Here is a 14,484-nt window from a genome sequence, read left to right as displayed (position 1 = left end):
CGATATCACAATAAAAACCCCGCCATCCTTAGGGATGGCGGGGAAGAATCAGCAGCAGATCATTCGTAGTGCGGATAGTCGGTATAACCCTTCGCTGTACCACCGTACATGGTAGCAGCATCGACAGCGTTCAGCGGCCAGCCATTGGCTAAACGCGCCGGTAAATCAGGGTTAGCAATGAAGGGGCGACCAAAACCAAAGATATCCCCCCAGCCAGCGTTAAGGATGCGTTCCGCGCGTTCTTTGGTATAACGCCCCGCATACATGATAGTGCCAGCAAAGATATCGCGGACTTGCTGGTAAAACGCGACGGGTAACTCCGGTGCGTTATCCCAGTCGGCTTCAGCGAGAGAAAGATAAGCGATGCCAATTTCCTGCAGGATTTTAACTGCTTCAGTATAGGTTTCGTGCGGGTTGTCCTCGACCAGCCCCAGATAGACACGCTCTTCTTTTGTGTCGTTGAACAGCGGCGAAAAACGCACACCCACGCGATCTTTCCCGACGACATCGGCAACCGCCTGCACCACTTCACGCAGAAAACGCAGACGATTTTGCAGCGAGCCGCCATATTCGTCTTCACGCTGATTACTGTGGATGGACATAAACTGATTCACCAGATAACCGTTAGCACAATGAATCTCGACGCCGTCAAAACCGGCATCCAGTGCATTCTGCGCAGCTTTGGCGTACATCTTCACAATGTCTTTCACTTCGCTGGTTTCAAGCGCGCGCGGCACAGAGGCCGGTGCCAGCGTGCCACTACCCGGCCCGGTCTCAATAAAGACTTTAACGTTATCACCCGCAGGGATGGCGGAGGGAGCCACGGGCGCGGCTTCCCCTGGCTGCAATGACGTATGCGAAACCCGGCCTACATGCCACAACTGGGCAAAAATGATGCCGCCACGGTCATGAACCGCGCGGGTGACTTTGCTCCAGCCTGCAACCTGCTCAGCACTGTGGATCCCCGGAGTCCATGCATAGCCCTGTCCACGCGGCTCTATCTGCGTTCCCTCAGTGACCATATAACCCGCACTGCTGCGCTGGCTGTAGTATTCCGCCATTAATTCATTGGGAATATTTCCCGGCTGTGAACTACGTGAGCGGGTCAGAGGCGGCAATACAATGCGGTTTTTCAGGGTAAACGGACCCAGAGGGGTGGTGGTGAAGAGAGCGTTGTTATCCATCATGATACCTACATATCTATATTATTGAATATAAATGAGTAATTAAAATCCGAGCAGTTCGAATGACATACCTGGCTGATCATCCACTGCTCCAGAGCAGTTATGTGTCTGGTGTGAAAAGCATGCTAATCGCAATATCTAGATTTATCAATATCAAAATTTAGCTGAAGAATCAGAAGGAAATGTTAGCCCTTGTTTTCCATAGGGTTATTTATCTGATATTCGTTAATCCAATTAAACCTGATTGTGATTGATGTCATGATGAGACTCTTATCATTATGATAAATTATTTATCGACATTAAGTGAAATTTATACAGACTTCATTCTGTTTAATTAACATTTTTTCAACCACTGATTGACCAGTTTTTATTCAGAAAACTACCCGCATAACATAGAAAGATGACCGCCAGACTCAGGAAGTCTTATGATATCGAGCCTAAAGCATCTTTTCGCATAAATTGGTAATTTAGATTAATAAATAACCCCACTGTATGTAATTCAATCTGATAAAGTTCGATACCTCATCATTTCTAGCGCATATTCTCTTCAGGTTAGCCCTGTTACTGAGAACTATTCTTATCAATGCTGAGTGATATAAGAATTTTATATATTCAATACATTTCAATCATGGTAAAAATTTCAGCCCGCTTTTTCTAAGCGTTATCATAATAAGAAATGGATACTATGAAAAAACTCACCACATCACTATGTCTCACCACAGCCACGTTGCTGGCCGTAGCCAATTCAGCGCACGCTGAAATAACCATCCTTGAGAAGAACAAGGACAGCAATGCGCTGTTAGCGCCGCTGAGTCTGCAATTTGGCGGCAGTATTCGTCCTGAATTCATTTTTAATAATGGTCCGGAGCCGGGTTATTATAAAAATGGGCATGACGGTGGCACCCGTTTCCGCTTTAGTGGCGATTACGCACTCAGCCAGCATACGTCGGTTATTGCCATGTATGAAGTGGGTGTCGATCTGGCCAAAGCTGCCGGATGGGATAGCCACTATCCTGAAGGTAAACAGCGTGATACGCAGAGGAAACTGTACGCGGGCATCAAAGATGACCGTTACGGTACCCTGACCTACGGCCACCAGTACGGTATTTATTACGAAGTTGTGGGTATGAAAAGTGACGTCTGGGACAACGATGGTCACGCGGGTGGCACCGGTATTGGTATCAACGGTAACTACGACGGCGCAAACAGAGCCAAGAATAGCATCAAGTATAAAAATACTTTTGGTGACCTGACGGTTTATGCCAATTACCTGTTACCAGAAGATAACCTGAATGCCGGGGATGGCCTTTTCTATCGTCGTAATAGCGGCCAGGGTTTAGGCTTCGATTATAATCTGACTAAATCGCTGACCCTGAGTGCGGCTTACAGCATCACGAATGCCACCATGCGTGATAATGATTATAATGAGAAGAAATACCATCAGCAGCTGTCGGGTACTGCGCTGACGTGGCAGCCAGGCAACTGGTATATTGTAGGAACCGCAAGTTACTACAAAGACTTCGTACCGAGCACGCGTTATTCAACCGTCGATCACTATTTCGCCGGTAGCGGATATGGTCTGGAAAGTTTCGTCGGTTATACCTTCAATATCGATGCACCGTGGTTTAAATCGGTACAGCCTTATATTGCTGCCGACTCACTGCGCCTCAAAGGTGATGAAGAGTATCATGCTAACCACACTTATTTAGGTGTGGGCAGTAACTTCGGCCATGGCTTATCCTTGTACGTAGAACGCACCATTGCCAGCACTTCAGATAATGAAGCAGACGCAACCTGGATTACGTTATTCTACGACTTCTGATAACGGTTCTGTCGTTAACGAATAATAATGGAGCATCATCGCGATGCTCCTTTTTTTTCTCAGGCCAGCACCGATAAAAACGTCAGACAGTTACTTCGCCAGACAGACCTGTTCGTAATAACCGATCTTTTCGACTTTCGCCGTCGAGCCACCCCCTTCAAACTCGGAAGCCAGCCAGGCGTTGACGATGTTCTTTGCCAGTTCCGGTCCAATGACACGCGATCCCATCGTCATAATCTGTGCATTGTTACTTTTACGCGCACGCTCCGCAGAAAAGGTGTCATGGCACTGCGCCGCGCGCACGCCTGCGACCTTGTTTGCCACTATCGCCACACCGATGCCGGTGCCACACAGCAGAATGCCGCGATCGTGCTCACCCTGCTGGATAGCCGTTGCCAGTGCAAACGCCACATCCGGGTACATCGGACGATCATTCTGTGCATCATTGCTGTAGTCCTGTACATCGTATTGCTTCTCTTCCAGATAGCGTTTAATCAGGTTTTTCAGATCGATGGCCGCATCATCGGCACCAATGGCAATGGTTTTCATACATTTTCTCCAGCAGGTTATGCGCTCAGGCCTGCGATCTTCACAGGCGATCGACTCTTCTCATACAGCCTGCCACAACATCGTTCATATGTTCAACATGAGTTCTTTTGTTTGAGTCGGAAGTTTTGAGCGCATTGCGACAATGAAGCCCTTGCAGCAGGGAATCCAGCCGAAACAGGGCCTGAAATCCGAAATATTGATCAATTTCCTAACATATGAGCCGCCTCACATTTTTCGGAAGTGGCGCTTGAGAGCTGCTCATTTATACGTGTAATGTTCATTTGTTCGCTACAGACACTAAAGCACAAGAAGACCCCTGAAGGACTCGAACATGTGTAATCAGCCCTGTATTTCGCCGTTCACTTGCAGCCAGCACGCCGTTTGCGTCTGGCCAACACCGCTTATCAAGATCAACCACGCACGTCATGGAGGTGCGTTATGAGTCAGCCAAATCTGGCGGCGGTGGAGCAATCCGCTATCCGCAAAATATCCTGGCGACTGGTCCCCTTCGTCGCCCTGATGTTCTTTATTAACTTCCTTGATCGCACCGCGATCTCCTTTGCTGGCCCAAATGGCATGACCCAGGACCTGGGCATCACCGCACTGCAATTTGGTCTCGCTTCCGGGGTGTTCTTTATCGGTTACATCCTGCTGGAAGTACCAAGCAACCTGGCGCTGCATCGTTTCGGCGCACGTCGCTGGCTGGCACGTATCATGATCAGCTGGGGGATCGTGTCATTGCTGTTCACCTGGGTGAGTAGCGTGCAAGGCCTGTATACCCTGCGCCTGCTGCTGGGGATTGCCGAAGCGGGCTTCTTCCCGGGGGCGATTCTGTATCTCAGCATGTGGGTACCCGCCCGCCATCGCAGCAAAATCCTGTCGCTGTTTTATCTGGCACAACCGCTCACCGTGGTATTTGGCGCACCGCTGGCCGCAGGGCTGATTGAGCAGCACGGCCTGTTCGGCCTCGATGGCTGGCGCGTGATGTTTATGGGCGTGTCGATCCCGGCGATCCTGATCGGTATCGCGGCCCTGTTCTGGCTGGTGGATGCCCCACGCCAGGCCAAATGGCTAAACGAGGAAGAAAAGAACTGGCTCACCAGCGAGCTGGAAAAAGAGCATCAGACGAAACAGCACCAGGCACATCACAGCGTGCGTTCGGTGATGGGCAATGGCCGCGTCTGGATGCTGTGCCTGATTTACTTCGGCTTTATTTATGGTCTGTATGCGCTGGCGTTCTTCCTGCCCACCATCATCTCGGGCTTCCAGCAGCAGTTCGGCACCACCTTTAACGTGATGCAGAAAGGGTTGATCACCGGCGTGCCATATCTGATCGCCGCTGTCGTGATGTTCTTCTGGTCAAAAGATACCACCCGACGCGGCTGCAAAACCTGGCACATCGCCATTCCCGCGCTTGCGGGTGGCGTCAGCGTTCCGATGGCGCTGTATATGGATTCACCGCTGGCCACCATTCTGGTCATTGCGATTACGGCCAGCTCGATTTTTGCTGCCTTACCGAATTTCTGGACCTTACCGACTCAGTTCCTGACCGGCGCTTCTGCCGCCGCGGCTATCGCCCTGATCAATACCCTGGGTAATGTCGCTGGTTTTTCAGCGGGCTATATCACCGGCGCGTTGCATGACGCCACCAGCAGCTATGCCCTGCCGATGTTTGTGGTGGGTGGATTCATGCTGCTGTCCGCCATTTTGATGCTGCTGCTCAACCGCCGCCGCTTGCAGCCCCTGCCTCAGCCAACTTCTCTCGCACAGGAGCAATAATAATGACGTACCTGTTTAACCAACCTTCAGCCTTTGCCGCTGAACTGATTGAAGGATTTGTCGCTGCTAACGCCGACAAAGTTCGTCAGGTACCCGGCGGTGTGGTGCGCAGCACACGCAGCCAGCCGGATACCGTCGCCGTTGTGGTGGGGGGTGGCTCCGGTCACTATCCCGCCTTCGCCGGTCTGGTTGGGCAGGGTCTGGCACACGGTGCCGCGATGGGAAATCTGTTCGCCTCCCCTTCAGCGCAGCAAATCTATAACGTGGCGCGCGCCGCTCACAATGGCGCAGGCGTGTTGCTGATGTTCGGCAACTATGCCGGTGATGTACTGCATTTCGGCCAGGCCTGTGAACGCCTGCGCGCCGAGGGCATTGCCTGCGAAGTGCTGGCGGTGACTGATGATATCTCCAGCGCCAGCGTCAGCGAGCGCGAGAAACGTCGCGGCGTAGCCGGTGATCTCACGGTATTTAAAGCAGCCTGCGCGGCAGCTGAAGCGGGTTATGACCTCGCAGCGGTGCTGAAACTGGCGCAACACGCTAACGAACGTACCCGCTCCTTTGGCGTGGCGTTTTCCGGCTGTAGCCTGCCAGGGGCAACGCATCCGCTGTTTGAAGTGGAAAAAGGACGCATGGCGCTGGGTATGGGTATCCACGGTGAACCCGGCATCAAAGAAGACGATGTTCCACGCGCCGATGTGCTGGCGGAGATCTTTGTCGATCGGTTGCTGGGTGAACTGCCGCCAGACATCGGAAGCCCGGCTGGACAACGTGTTGCAGTGATCCTCAACGGCCTCGGCTCAGTCAAATATGAAGAACTGTTTGTGGTGTATCGCCGCGTCGCGCAACTGCTGGCAGAAGCGCAGTTGCAGGTGGTGGAACCGGATGTCGGCGAGTTTGTCACCAGCTTCAATATGGCCGGTGCCTCCCTCACCCTGATGTGGCTGGATGATGAGCTGGAAACCTTCTGGCGCGCCCCAGCCAATACCCCTGCCTACCGCAAAGGCAGCGTGATCGCCGCCGAACCACTGAGCGCCGCCGAATGTGTGGAAAGCGTGGAAGAACCCCTGCCCGAGGCCAGCGTGGAATCACAGGAAAGTGCGCAGCGCGTGCTGCACATGCTGGAGGCCATCGCCGCCATGTTGCAACGCAATGCGCAGCAGCTGGGCGATATTGATGCGGTTGCAGGTGATGGCGACCACGGCATCGGGATGGAACGGGGTTCCCTCGGTGCGGTGGCAAAAGCCCGTGATGTCGCGGCACGCGGGGCCGGTGCAGGCAGCCTGCTGTGTCGTGCTGCGGATGCCTGGGCAGATAAAGCCGGTGGAACCTCCGGGGCATTGTGGGGCGTAGCGCTGACGGCGCTCGGTACTGCGTTTGGCGATCAGCAGACACCTGATGCACAGCGTGTAGCCAACGGGGTATTGCACGCCAAAGAAGGCATTATGCATTTTGGCAAAGCCCGCCCGGGTGACAAAACCATGGTGGATGTACTGGTGCCGTTCAGCGATAGCCTCAATGCCGCCGTCGCCAAAGGCAAGACGCTGACGGATGCCTGGCTGGAGGCGGCCCAGGTTGCCGATCAGGCAGCGCAGGCCACCGCACAGCTGTTACCCAAAATGGGCCGCGCACGTCCGCTGGCTGAAAAGAGCCTGGGTACACCGGATGCCGGCGCGATTTCACTGGCGATGGTGGTCAATATCGTGGGTGGCCTGCTGAAAGAACCGGCCACGACGACCGAGCAGGGAGCCTGAAGCATGGCGCAACCGAAACTCTGGCTCGGCGTCAGCCTGAAAATGTACTTTGGCTATCAGCAGACACTGGCATGGTGCCGGGATGTCGCCGGGCTGGCACAGCGCCATCCGGCGATCCAGAGCGGTGAGATCGGGTTGTTTGTATTACCTGCTTACCCGGCCATCCCGGCGGTCGCGGAGATCTTTGCCGATACGCCGGTGCGCTTCGGCGGCCAGGATGTCTGCCAGGCGGAAAACGGTGCCTGGACCGGCGAAGTAAGCGCCAGCATGTTGCAGGAGCTGCGCTGCTCACTGGCAGAAATCGGCCACGCTGAACGTCGTCGGCATTTTCATGAAGATAAAACCCAAATCGCCGCCAAGGTGGCGATGTCGTTACGTCATGGCCTGACGCCGGTGCTGTGTATTGGCGAAGAGCATGAGGGTAGCCCCGATCAGGCCATTGCACTCTGCGCACAACAGCTGGCAGAAGCGCTGGCAGAAGCGGAACAACAGGGCCTGCGCGGCAGCCTGTTGTTTGCTTACGAACCCCAGTGGGCGATTGGTGCACCGCAACCCGCACCTGACCACTACATCCGGGCGGTGTGCGCTGGCCTGCGCCAGTTACCCACGCCCCCCGGTGTGACCTTACAGGTGATTTATGGCGGCAGCGCCGGGCCGGGGCTGATCCAGCGTCTGGGAGGCAGCGTCGATGGGCTGTTCCTCGGCCGTTTCGCCCATGACCCGAACGCGCTGACGCAGATTGTTGATGAAGCCAGTGTGCTTTTAAAGGAGATCCGTTAATGAGCCGTATCGGACTCAGTACCTATGCGTTTTTCTGGCGCATGTCAGCGAAAGTCCCTCACCCGTTGACGCTCAGCCAGATGCTTGAGCAGACTGCGGAGCTGGATGTTTCAGTGTTCCAGATTTGCGATTACCCGGCGATTGAAAGCTGGTCAGACGAACAGTTGCAGACGCTGCGTCAGCAGGCCGATGCGCTGGGGATGACCCTGGAACTCGGTACCCGTGGCCTGGGAACTGCCCATCTGCGCCGTTACCTGCATATGGCCGCGATCCTCGATGCCCGCGTGGTGCGCTCCATGTTCTACACCGTCGATCATCGCCCCTCTCTGGGAGAGGCCAGCGAACTGATCGCTGCCGTGCTGCCGGACTTTGCCCGCCAGCAGGTGCGGCTGTGCCTGGAAACCTATGAGCAGGTGAACAGCGCCGCCATGATGTCGGTAATCAACAAATTCCTCTCGCCGTGGCTGGGAGTGTGTCTCGATCCCGCCAACTGCGTGGCCGGGCTGGAACTGCCTGAGCAGGTGATTGCCAATACCGCTGCCCGCGTTGGCAATCTGCATATCAAAGATTTCGCCTTTACCCGCCGTGATGGCTGGGTTGGGTTTACCTTTGCCGGTTGCCCGATGGGGGAAGGTCTGCTCGATTACGACCGCATGATCGCCAGCGTGCGTCCGGCGGAAAAAGGTATCAATCAGATCGTTGAACACTGGCTGCCGTGGCAGGACGACGCCAGCCTGACCTGCGAGCGCGAAGCCGAATGGACGCGCCGCACCGTGGAATTCTTACGTAGTAAACAAGATCAGGAGTAATAACCATGAGCAATACACTGAAAACTATCACCGTGATTGGCGCAGGCGGCAAAATGGGCATGCGTATCTCCGCCAATTTCCAGAAAAGCGATTATCAGGTGTTTTATTGCGAAAATTCGCCGCAAGCCCAGGAGCAGGTCACTGCCCAGGGACGTGAGCTGTCGGATGCGGCATCCGTGGTGCCGCTCAGTGACGTGGTGATTCTGGCAGTGCCGGATATCGTACTGGGCAAAGTCTCTGAAGGCGTGGTGCCGCAGATGAAGAAAGGTGCCGTGCTGCTGACCCTCGATCCGGCCGCCGCCTATGCCAACCTGATTGCTCATCGTGATGGCATCGAATATGCCGTGGCGCACCCCTGCCACCCTTCGGTGTTTCTGGCGCGTTATACCAAAGAAGAACATGCCGATGCCTTTGGTGGCGTGGCCGCCGTTCAGCACGTTGCTGCGTCCTATGAAACCGGCAGCGATGAACAGAAAGCGGAGCTGAGTAAAGTCATCAGCGTGATGTACGGCCCGGTTGAGCAGGTCCACTGGGTGACCGTGACCCAGCTGGCCTATCTGGAACCGACACTGGTGGAAACCGTCGCCTGCATGGTCGGTGCCTTTATGAAAGAAGCGCTGGACGAAACCGTCAAACACAGCGGCGTACCGGAGGAAGCGGCGAAAGCGATGTTGTATGGTCATATTCAGATCGCGCTGGCGGTGGCGTTCCGTGCCACCAACCCCTTCTCCGATGCCTGCATGATCGCCATGGAATATGGCCGTGAGAAAATCGTGAAACCGGACTGGAAACAAATCTTTGACCAGAAAGAACTGGATATCGTTATCGCCCGCATGCTGAAAATTGACGCAATCCGCCGTTAACCGTGATGATGATTACGGCTTGCAATGCCGCTGTCTGGCAAAGCGAGCCGTATCAGTGATATAACTCCTCCCTATTGCATATCGACTCACCCAGACATCTCGCTGCCAGGCAGGTTAACCAATGAATAAAAACACGCTATCTCAGGATGCCGAGCTGCTGACGGAAATTGCCGTTGCCTATTATCAGGATGAAATTACCCAGGAAGAGATTGCGCGTAAGTTTGGTATTTCACGTATTAAAGTTGGCCGCCTGCTGAAGCGGGCACGCGAAGAAGGCATCGTCGAGATCAACGTGCGCTACCACCCGGTGTTCAGTACCCGTCTGGAGCAACAACTGCTGGAGCGTTTTCCGCAGTTACAACGGGCGCTGATTGCGCTGGATCTCCAGGATGCGGAAGAACAACGCCGCCAGGTCGCCGCACTGGTTTCCTCCCATCTGGCACAATCGCTGAAGGACAACACCGTGGTCGCTGTCGGCCAGGGAAGCAACGTAGCGGCGGTCGCCGATCACCCCGGCCAGGTACCGATGCGTAATTGCCACTTCATTTGCGGTATCGGCGGGACGCACCGCCCCGGCGATGCCATCAATGCTGACCATATCAGCCGTCGTCTGGCGAAGAAGTTTGGTGGTACCAGTGAATCCCTGTATGCCCCGGCCTATGTGGAAAACCGCGCGTTAAAAGAAGCGTTTATGCAGAACGGCACCATCAAAGAAACGCTGGATCGCGCGCGCAAAGCCGATATCGCCCTGGTGGGCATCGGTGATATGAACGAAAACAGCTATATGGTGAAACTGGGCTGGTTTACCCCACATGAAATTATCGACGCCAGCGTGAACCAGGGCGTTACCGGGGACATCGCCGGGTATGATTTTTTTAATGCCCAGGGGCAGCATGTCGATACCGTGATGAACGATCGCGTAATTGGACTGAGCATTGATGAATTGCGCAAGATCCCCTGCGTAATTGCCGTAGCCTCTGAGAACACCAAAGCGATGGCGATTCTCGGTGCGCTGCGTACCGGTGCCATTGATATCATTGCCACCACAGCGCAAAACATCCGTACTATCCTCAGCCTGTCGAAACAGTAACCTCCGGGGGCGGTTAAACCCTGCCCCCTGTTTGTCACTCCCCTTGCCTTTAAAATCTGCTTCATTGCGTCTCTGCGAAGCTATCTCCTGCATCAAACTTATGAACACTAAATAAACATATGATCAATCTCTCATCAACCATACGGGAACAATGGTAGCCTGATCATCTCAGAATTTAAGCCGGTAAACTGGGTTTCACTGGAAAGCCCTGCAATACCTTCGACAAAATGAGATAAAAACCAGCAAACAAAAGATCATTTATAAATCTTTTGAACATCACCCTTTCGTTGACCTGAGGTTCCTATGACTGAAATTTCATCGATAGAATCGCAAGCCGCCGTAAATGAAGTGGACAGGAATATTTCAAAGGAAAACCTGAGACGGGCAAGCCAGGCCAGCGTCATTGGCACCATTATCGAATATTATGATTACGCGCTATATGGCATGGCATCCGCGCTGATATTCGGTCAGCTTTTTTTCCCGGCTCTGGGTCCCGCCGCTGGCCTGATTGCCAGCTTTGCGACCCTGGCCATTGGTTTTGTTGTCAGGCCACTGGGTGCCATCTTTTTTGGCCTGTTAGGTGATCGGCTCGGGCGAAAGTTTGTGCTGATCGCCACCATTTCATTGATGGGAGCCTCATCAACCCTGATGGGATTGCTACCCACCAGCGCACAGGTCGGCGTGCTGGCACCGGCTTTGCTGATCCTGCTGCGGTTGCTGCAGGGTCTGGGAGCAGGCGCAGAACAGGCCGGTGTGGCCATTCTGATGACAGAGTATGCACCGTCTGAAAAGCGCGGATACTATGCGTCACTCCCCTTTATCGGCATTCCTGGCGGCCTGCTGCTGGCATCAGGCGCTTACGTCTGGCTGGGAACGCTGGACCACAGCGTTTTGCTTGGTGGTGCCTAGCGTATCCCTTTTCTCGCTTCAGTTGTCCTGCTGATCGTTGCGTTGTTTATCCGCTATCGATTGCAGGAAAGCCCGACGTTCGTGAAGCTGGAGGCCAGGGACGTCACCGTTGAGCATCCGGTGAAACAATTGCTAAGAACATCCAAACCTTCTCTGTTGCGCGGGATTGGTTTGCGTATTGCGGAGAACGGTAACTCCTACATCTATTACACCCTGACGCTGAGCTATATCACCTCAGTGAAAGGAATGAGTGCGGCACTTGGCTCACTGGCAATTGTGCTGGGTTGTCTTATTGGTTTAGTCTGCGTCCCCTTCTTTGGCTGGCTGTCGGACAAATATGGCCGCGTTCCGCTGTCACGCTATGCCTGCCTCGGCATGATCCTGTTTGCCTTCCCTGCCTGGTTCGGTCTTTCGACCGGGGATGTCACGCTCTGCGTCGCGGTTATCGCCATCGGCATTGGTATCGGCATTCCCAGTATGCTCGGCCCCAAGGTCTCACTGTTACCAGAGATGTTTGGCAGCCAGAATCGCTATCTCGGCGTGGCGGTAGCCCGCGAGTTCAGCGCGATTATTTCCGGGGGAATTGCCCCGATGGTGGGATCAATCCTGTTATATTACACCGGCAACGCCTGGTGGTCTGTCGCCTGTTATGTCGGGGGCATGTCACTGGTGGGCTTTATTACCACCTTCTTTACCCCGGAAACCCGTGGCCGCGACCTCTCGTTGATCGAAGATGCTAAATAGCGTGATGAAGGCAGGGGCGGTATGTATGCCGCCCAGGTCCGGACGCATTTGTTTCGGCTTGCTGTAAGGGTTGCAGGCATCGCGTCTTCATCTCTGAACAGGCAGTCATTACCAGCTTACCGGACTATCGAGTTCGATGACCGCCTGAGCGATCACCTTTAACAGGAAGGCAGTGACACAGAATTATTTACAGGCTCGCGTATATCTGTGCTCAATCCAATGTTTTTTATCTTAAGATCGCATCAGCGACCTTTTTACTGTCCCGCGTTTAGTTTTCTTGCCATTCTGGAAACTCAAGTGGCTATGCCCATTACCTACACCGTAATATTCCACCTGTGCGGATCATTAACTTGAAAGTCCCCGGCAGTAACGCGCGCTACGTGGCAATGTCGACGTAAAACTGATTCTGTTATGAGGATTCTAACATGACCACCTTTCATCAATTTACCGCCACCAGTCTAAGCGGCCAGCTTATCTCTATGGTCGATTACGCGGGTAAGGTGGTTCTGGTCGTGAATACCGCCAGCCATTGTGGTTTCACGCCACAATACGGCGGCCTTGAAGCGCTCTACAGAAGATACGCCGCCCGGGGTTTGGTGGTGCTTGGTTTCCCCTGCAACCAGTTCGGTAAACAGGAACCCGGTGGCGCCGACGAAATCGCGCAGACCTGTCACATTAACTACGGTGTGAGCTTCCCGATGTTCGGGAAAGTCGAGGTCAACGGAACCGCAGCGCACCCGGTGTTTCGTTATCTGAAAACCGAATTGCCCGGCGTGCTGGGTGGGCGGATCAAATGGAACTTCACTAAGTTCCTGATCGGACGCGACGGCAAACCGCTTAAGCGTTTTGCGCCGATCACCACCCCGGAGAAAATGGAAGCCGCAATCCTTGCTGCACTTGAAATTTAAGTGTTGCAGGTTAAGAGGGTATCTTCTCCATACGTCAGTCAGTTATTTGCCAGAAGAGGATATTGCTAACTCCAGACAATATTAATTAACGATGAGAAAATCACCGCAGTAATAATACAAAGGATATTTCTTTGAACCTTACAAATAATCATGTTCGTGAAAAAACATAGGATCGCCATTATTCTTCCCAATCGTTGACAGAACTGGCTGTAACTCTTCACGAGTACATCCAAATTGCCAGCATACAAGAATTCTTTTATCGCCAGGATAAGCATTATAAGACTGGGTTCTGTGAATTGTTGAGGTTCCATCGAAAAGAATGGCCTGACCTTCCTGATATTTATGTACGGTTGTGAGTTCATCATACAGATCGCACTCGTCACGATGAGCAGCTGTCGTTTCAAGGCCACCAAAATAAGTCTGAAAAGGGAAAAGAGGAGTCAAAAGAGTCCCGCTCTCATTATTACCAAGATTTTCATGATAGAAGTCAGAGTGCCATCGTCCAACAGGGTAGCTTCCAATAGTCTCAATAATATTTGCCTGAACAACACGCATAGTATGTCTGTTGTTGCCGATGATATCTCTGCTTAAGGCAAGTTCACATCCATCTAAAACAGTTCTAAAAATGCCCAAAGCCGCTGGGGACTTAGCGAAATACCATCTCATGCTGACATTTTTGAACTCGTCACTATAATCCTCATGAGCTTTGATACCAATATCTACAAAGGGGTCAAGGCTGTCATTCATGATGTTATAATAAAGCTGGCGAATAGGTTCCAGAGCGTCAAAAGAGAAGGAAATCTTAGTAACTCCAGCATTTAAAAATTCTTGTTTTTTTGACATAAGAAAACCTCTTTATGAAAGGCTCTTTAAGAGCCTTGATTAGATTTTTTATTTTTCCTTTCAGTTAATGCAAAATATCACGCAGTGCATGTGAACGGTGTTTCCGCTGCCATACGTGCAGGCTTGGTTTCCGCCGCCATGCGTGCAGGTTTGGTTTCCGCTGCCATGCGGGCAGGCTTGGTTTCCGCTGCCATGCGTGCAGGCTTGGTTTCTGCCGCCATGCGTGCAGGCTTGGTTTCCGCTGCCATGCGGGCAGGCTTGGTTTCCGCTGCCATGCGTGCAGGCTTGGTTTCTGCTGCCATGCGTGCAGGCTTGGTTTCTGCCGCCATGCGTGCAGGCTTGGTTTCTGCTGCCAGTTGACTCTTATTTCTCAAAGAAATTTGCATAGTTCTATCCTTAAACTGACTGAATTAAGCGCTTATGCACTCGTTTATCTACCATTTTGTTTTTAAC

General features: G+C 53.1%; 12 protein-coding genes and 1 pseudogene. 9 read left to right on the top strand and 4 right to left on the bottom strand.

From position 1 onward, the window contains the following. Positions 1-59: 59 nt before the first annotated feature. Positions 60-1,184 (bottom strand): alkene reductase, encoded by a 1,125-nt coding sequence (locus tag AC6I8X_RS25460; protein ID WP_497841956.1) that lies wholly within the window; start codon positions 1,182-1,184, stop codon positions 60-62. 685 nt (positions 1,185-1,869) lie between these two features. On the opposite strand from AC6I8X_RS25460, the gene AC6I8X_RS25455 reads away from it, so the two are divergent. Next, complete coding sequence (locus AC6I8X_RS25455) at positions 1,870-3,006, top strand: porin (protein ID WP_084879672.1); 1,137 nt, start codon at positions 1,870-1,872, stop codon at positions 3,004-3,006. A 90-nt stretch (positions 3,007-3,096) separates the two neighbouring features. Here the strand turns inward: AC6I8X_RS25455 and rpiB are convergent, their stop codons facing one another. Beyond that, positions 3,097-3,555, bottom strand: a complete 459-nt coding sequence (rpiB, locus tag AC6I8X_RS25450; RefSeq protein ID WP_497841852.1) for a ribose 5-phosphate isomerase B — start codon at positions 3,553-3,555, stop codon at positions 3,097-3,099. A 438-nt stretch (positions 3,556-3,993) separates the two neighbouring features. Between rpiB and AC6I8X_RS25445 the strand changes: the two genes are divergently transcribed. The 8 genes and pseudogenes from AC6I8X_RS25445 to AC6I8X_RS25410 all read left to right on the top strand — a co-directional run bounded on the left by AC6I8X_RS25445 (position 3,994) and on the right by AC6I8X_RS25410 (position 13,188). Next, the gene (locus tag AC6I8X_RS25445) at positions 3,994-5,334 is read left to right on the top strand and encodes an MFS transporter (protein ID WP_497841851.1); all 1,341 of its coding nucleotides are present in this window, start codon (positions 3,994-3,996) and stop codon (positions 5,332-5,334) included. A gap of 2 nt (positions 5,335-5,336) precedes the next feature. Continuing rightward, positions 5,337-7,085, top strand: a complete 1,749-nt coding sequence (locus AC6I8X_RS25440; protein ID WP_497841850.1) for a dihydroxyacetone kinase family protein — start codon at positions 5,337-5,339, stop codon at positions 7,083-7,085. A gap of 3 nt (positions 7,086-7,088) precedes the next feature. Continuing rightward, the gene (locus tag AC6I8X_RS25435) at positions 7,089-7,865 is read left to right on the top strand and encodes a triose-phosphate isomerase family protein (RefSeq protein ID WP_497841849.1); all 777 of its coding nucleotides are present in this window, start codon (positions 7,089-7,091) and stop codon (positions 7,863-7,865) included. Next, a complete protein-coding gene (locus AC6I8X_RS25430; RefSeq protein WP_497841848.1) occupies positions 7,865-8,674 on the top strand; it encodes a sugar phosphate isomerase/epimerase family protein in 810 nt (269 codons plus the stop codon). Before AC6I8X_RS25435 ends, AC6I8X_RS25430 begins: the two co-directional genes overlap by 1 nt. A gap of 5 nt (positions 8,675-8,679) precedes the next feature. Continuing rightward, positions 8,680-9,537: a phosphogluconate dehydrogenase C-terminal domain-containing protein gene (locus tag AC6I8X_RS25425; RefSeq protein ID WP_313688769.1), complete on the top strand. Its 858-nt coding sequence runs from the start codon at positions 8,680-8,682 to the stop codon at positions 9,535-9,537. A 121-nt stretch (positions 9,538-9,658) separates the two neighbouring features. Beyond that, complete coding sequence (locus tag AC6I8X_RS25420) at positions 9,659-10,627, top strand: sugar-binding transcriptional regulator (protein WP_299451757.1); 969 nt, start codon at positions 9,659-9,661, stop codon at positions 10,625-10,627. Between the two features lie 303 nt (positions 10,628-10,930). Continuing rightward, a pseudogene (locus AC6I8X_RS25415) lies at positions 10,931-12,280 on the top strand (MFS transporter). 425 nt (positions 12,281-12,705) lie between these two features. After that, entirely contained in the window at positions 12,706-13,188 is a 483-nt protein-coding gene (locus tag AC6I8X_RS25410; RefSeq protein WP_313687756.1) for a glutathione peroxidase, read from the top strand. A gap of 138 nt (positions 13,189-13,326) precedes the next feature. On the opposite strand, the gene AC6I8X_RS25405 is transcribed toward AC6I8X_RS25410, so the two are convergent. Together AC6I8X_RS25405 and AC6I8X_RS25400 are read right to left on the bottom strand one after the other, a co-directional pair. Further along, positions 13,327-14,031 (bottom strand): hypothetical protein, encoded by a 705-nt coding sequence (locus tag AC6I8X_RS25405; protein WP_313687758.1) that lies wholly within the window; start codon positions 14,029-14,031, stop codon positions 13,327-13,329. Positions 14,032-14,108: 77 nt separating this feature from the next. Next, entirely contained in the window at positions 14,109-14,417 is a 309-nt protein-coding gene (locus tag AC6I8X_RS25400; RefSeq protein ID WP_497841847.1) for a hypothetical protein, read from the bottom strand. Between the last annotated feature and the right edge of the window lie 67 nt (positions 14,418-14,484).

The sequence above is a fragment of the Pantoea sp. X-Soil-TKNS-1280 genome, from assembly GCF_059730475.1.
Note: the sequence above shows the minus strand (reverse complement) of the source record. Positions and strands in the feature narration are given on the sequence as shown.

Excerpts from the sequence above, each read along its gene's own strand:
- AC6I8X_RS25460 (WP_497841956.1), bottom strand. The coding sequence starts at position 1,184 with ATGGATAACAACGCTCTCTTCACCACCACCCCTCTGGGTCCGTTTACC.
- AC6I8X_RS25455 (WP_084879672.1), top strand. The coding sequence starts at position 1,870 with ATGAAAAAACTCACCACATCACTATGTCTCACCACAGCCACGTTGCTG.
- rpiB (WP_497841852.1), bottom strand. The coding sequence starts at position 3,555 with ATGAAAACCATTGCCATTGGTGCCGATGATGCGGCCATCGATCTGAAA.
- AC6I8X_RS25445 (WP_497841851.1), top strand. The coding sequence starts at position 3,994 with ATGAGTCAGCCAAATCTGGCGGCGGTGGAGCAATCCGCTATCCGCAAA.
- AC6I8X_RS25440 (WP_497841850.1), top strand. The coding sequence starts at position 5,337 with ATGACGTACCTGTTTAACCAACCTTCAGCCTTTGCCGCTGAACTGATT.
- AC6I8X_RS25435 (WP_497841849.1), top strand. The coding sequence starts at position 7,089 with ATGGCGCAACCGAAACTCTGGCTCGGCGTCAGCCTGAAAATGTACTTT.
- AC6I8X_RS25430 (WP_497841848.1), top strand. The coding sequence starts at position 7,865 with ATGAGCCGTATCGGACTCAGTACCTATGCGTTTTTCTGGCGCATGTCA.
- AC6I8X_RS25425 (WP_313688769.1), top strand. The coding sequence starts at position 8,680 with ATGAGCAATACACTGAAAACTATCACCGTGATTGGCGCAGGCGGCAAA.
- AC6I8X_RS25420 (WP_299451757.1), top strand. The coding sequence starts at position 9,659 with ATGAATAAAAACACGCTATCTCAGGATGCCGAGCTGCTGACGGAAATT.
- AC6I8X_RS25410 (WP_313687756.1), top strand. The coding sequence starts at position 12,706 with ATGACCACCTTTCATCAATTTACCGCCACCAGTCTAAGCGGCCAGCTT.
- AC6I8X_RS25405 (WP_313687758.1), bottom strand. The coding sequence starts at position 14,031 with ATGTCAAAAAAACAAGAATTTTTAAATGCTGGAGTTACTAAGATTTCC.
- AC6I8X_RS25400 (WP_497841847.1), bottom strand. The coding sequence starts at position 14,417 with ATGCAAATTTCTTTGAGAAATAAGAGTCAACTGGCAGCAGAAACCAAG.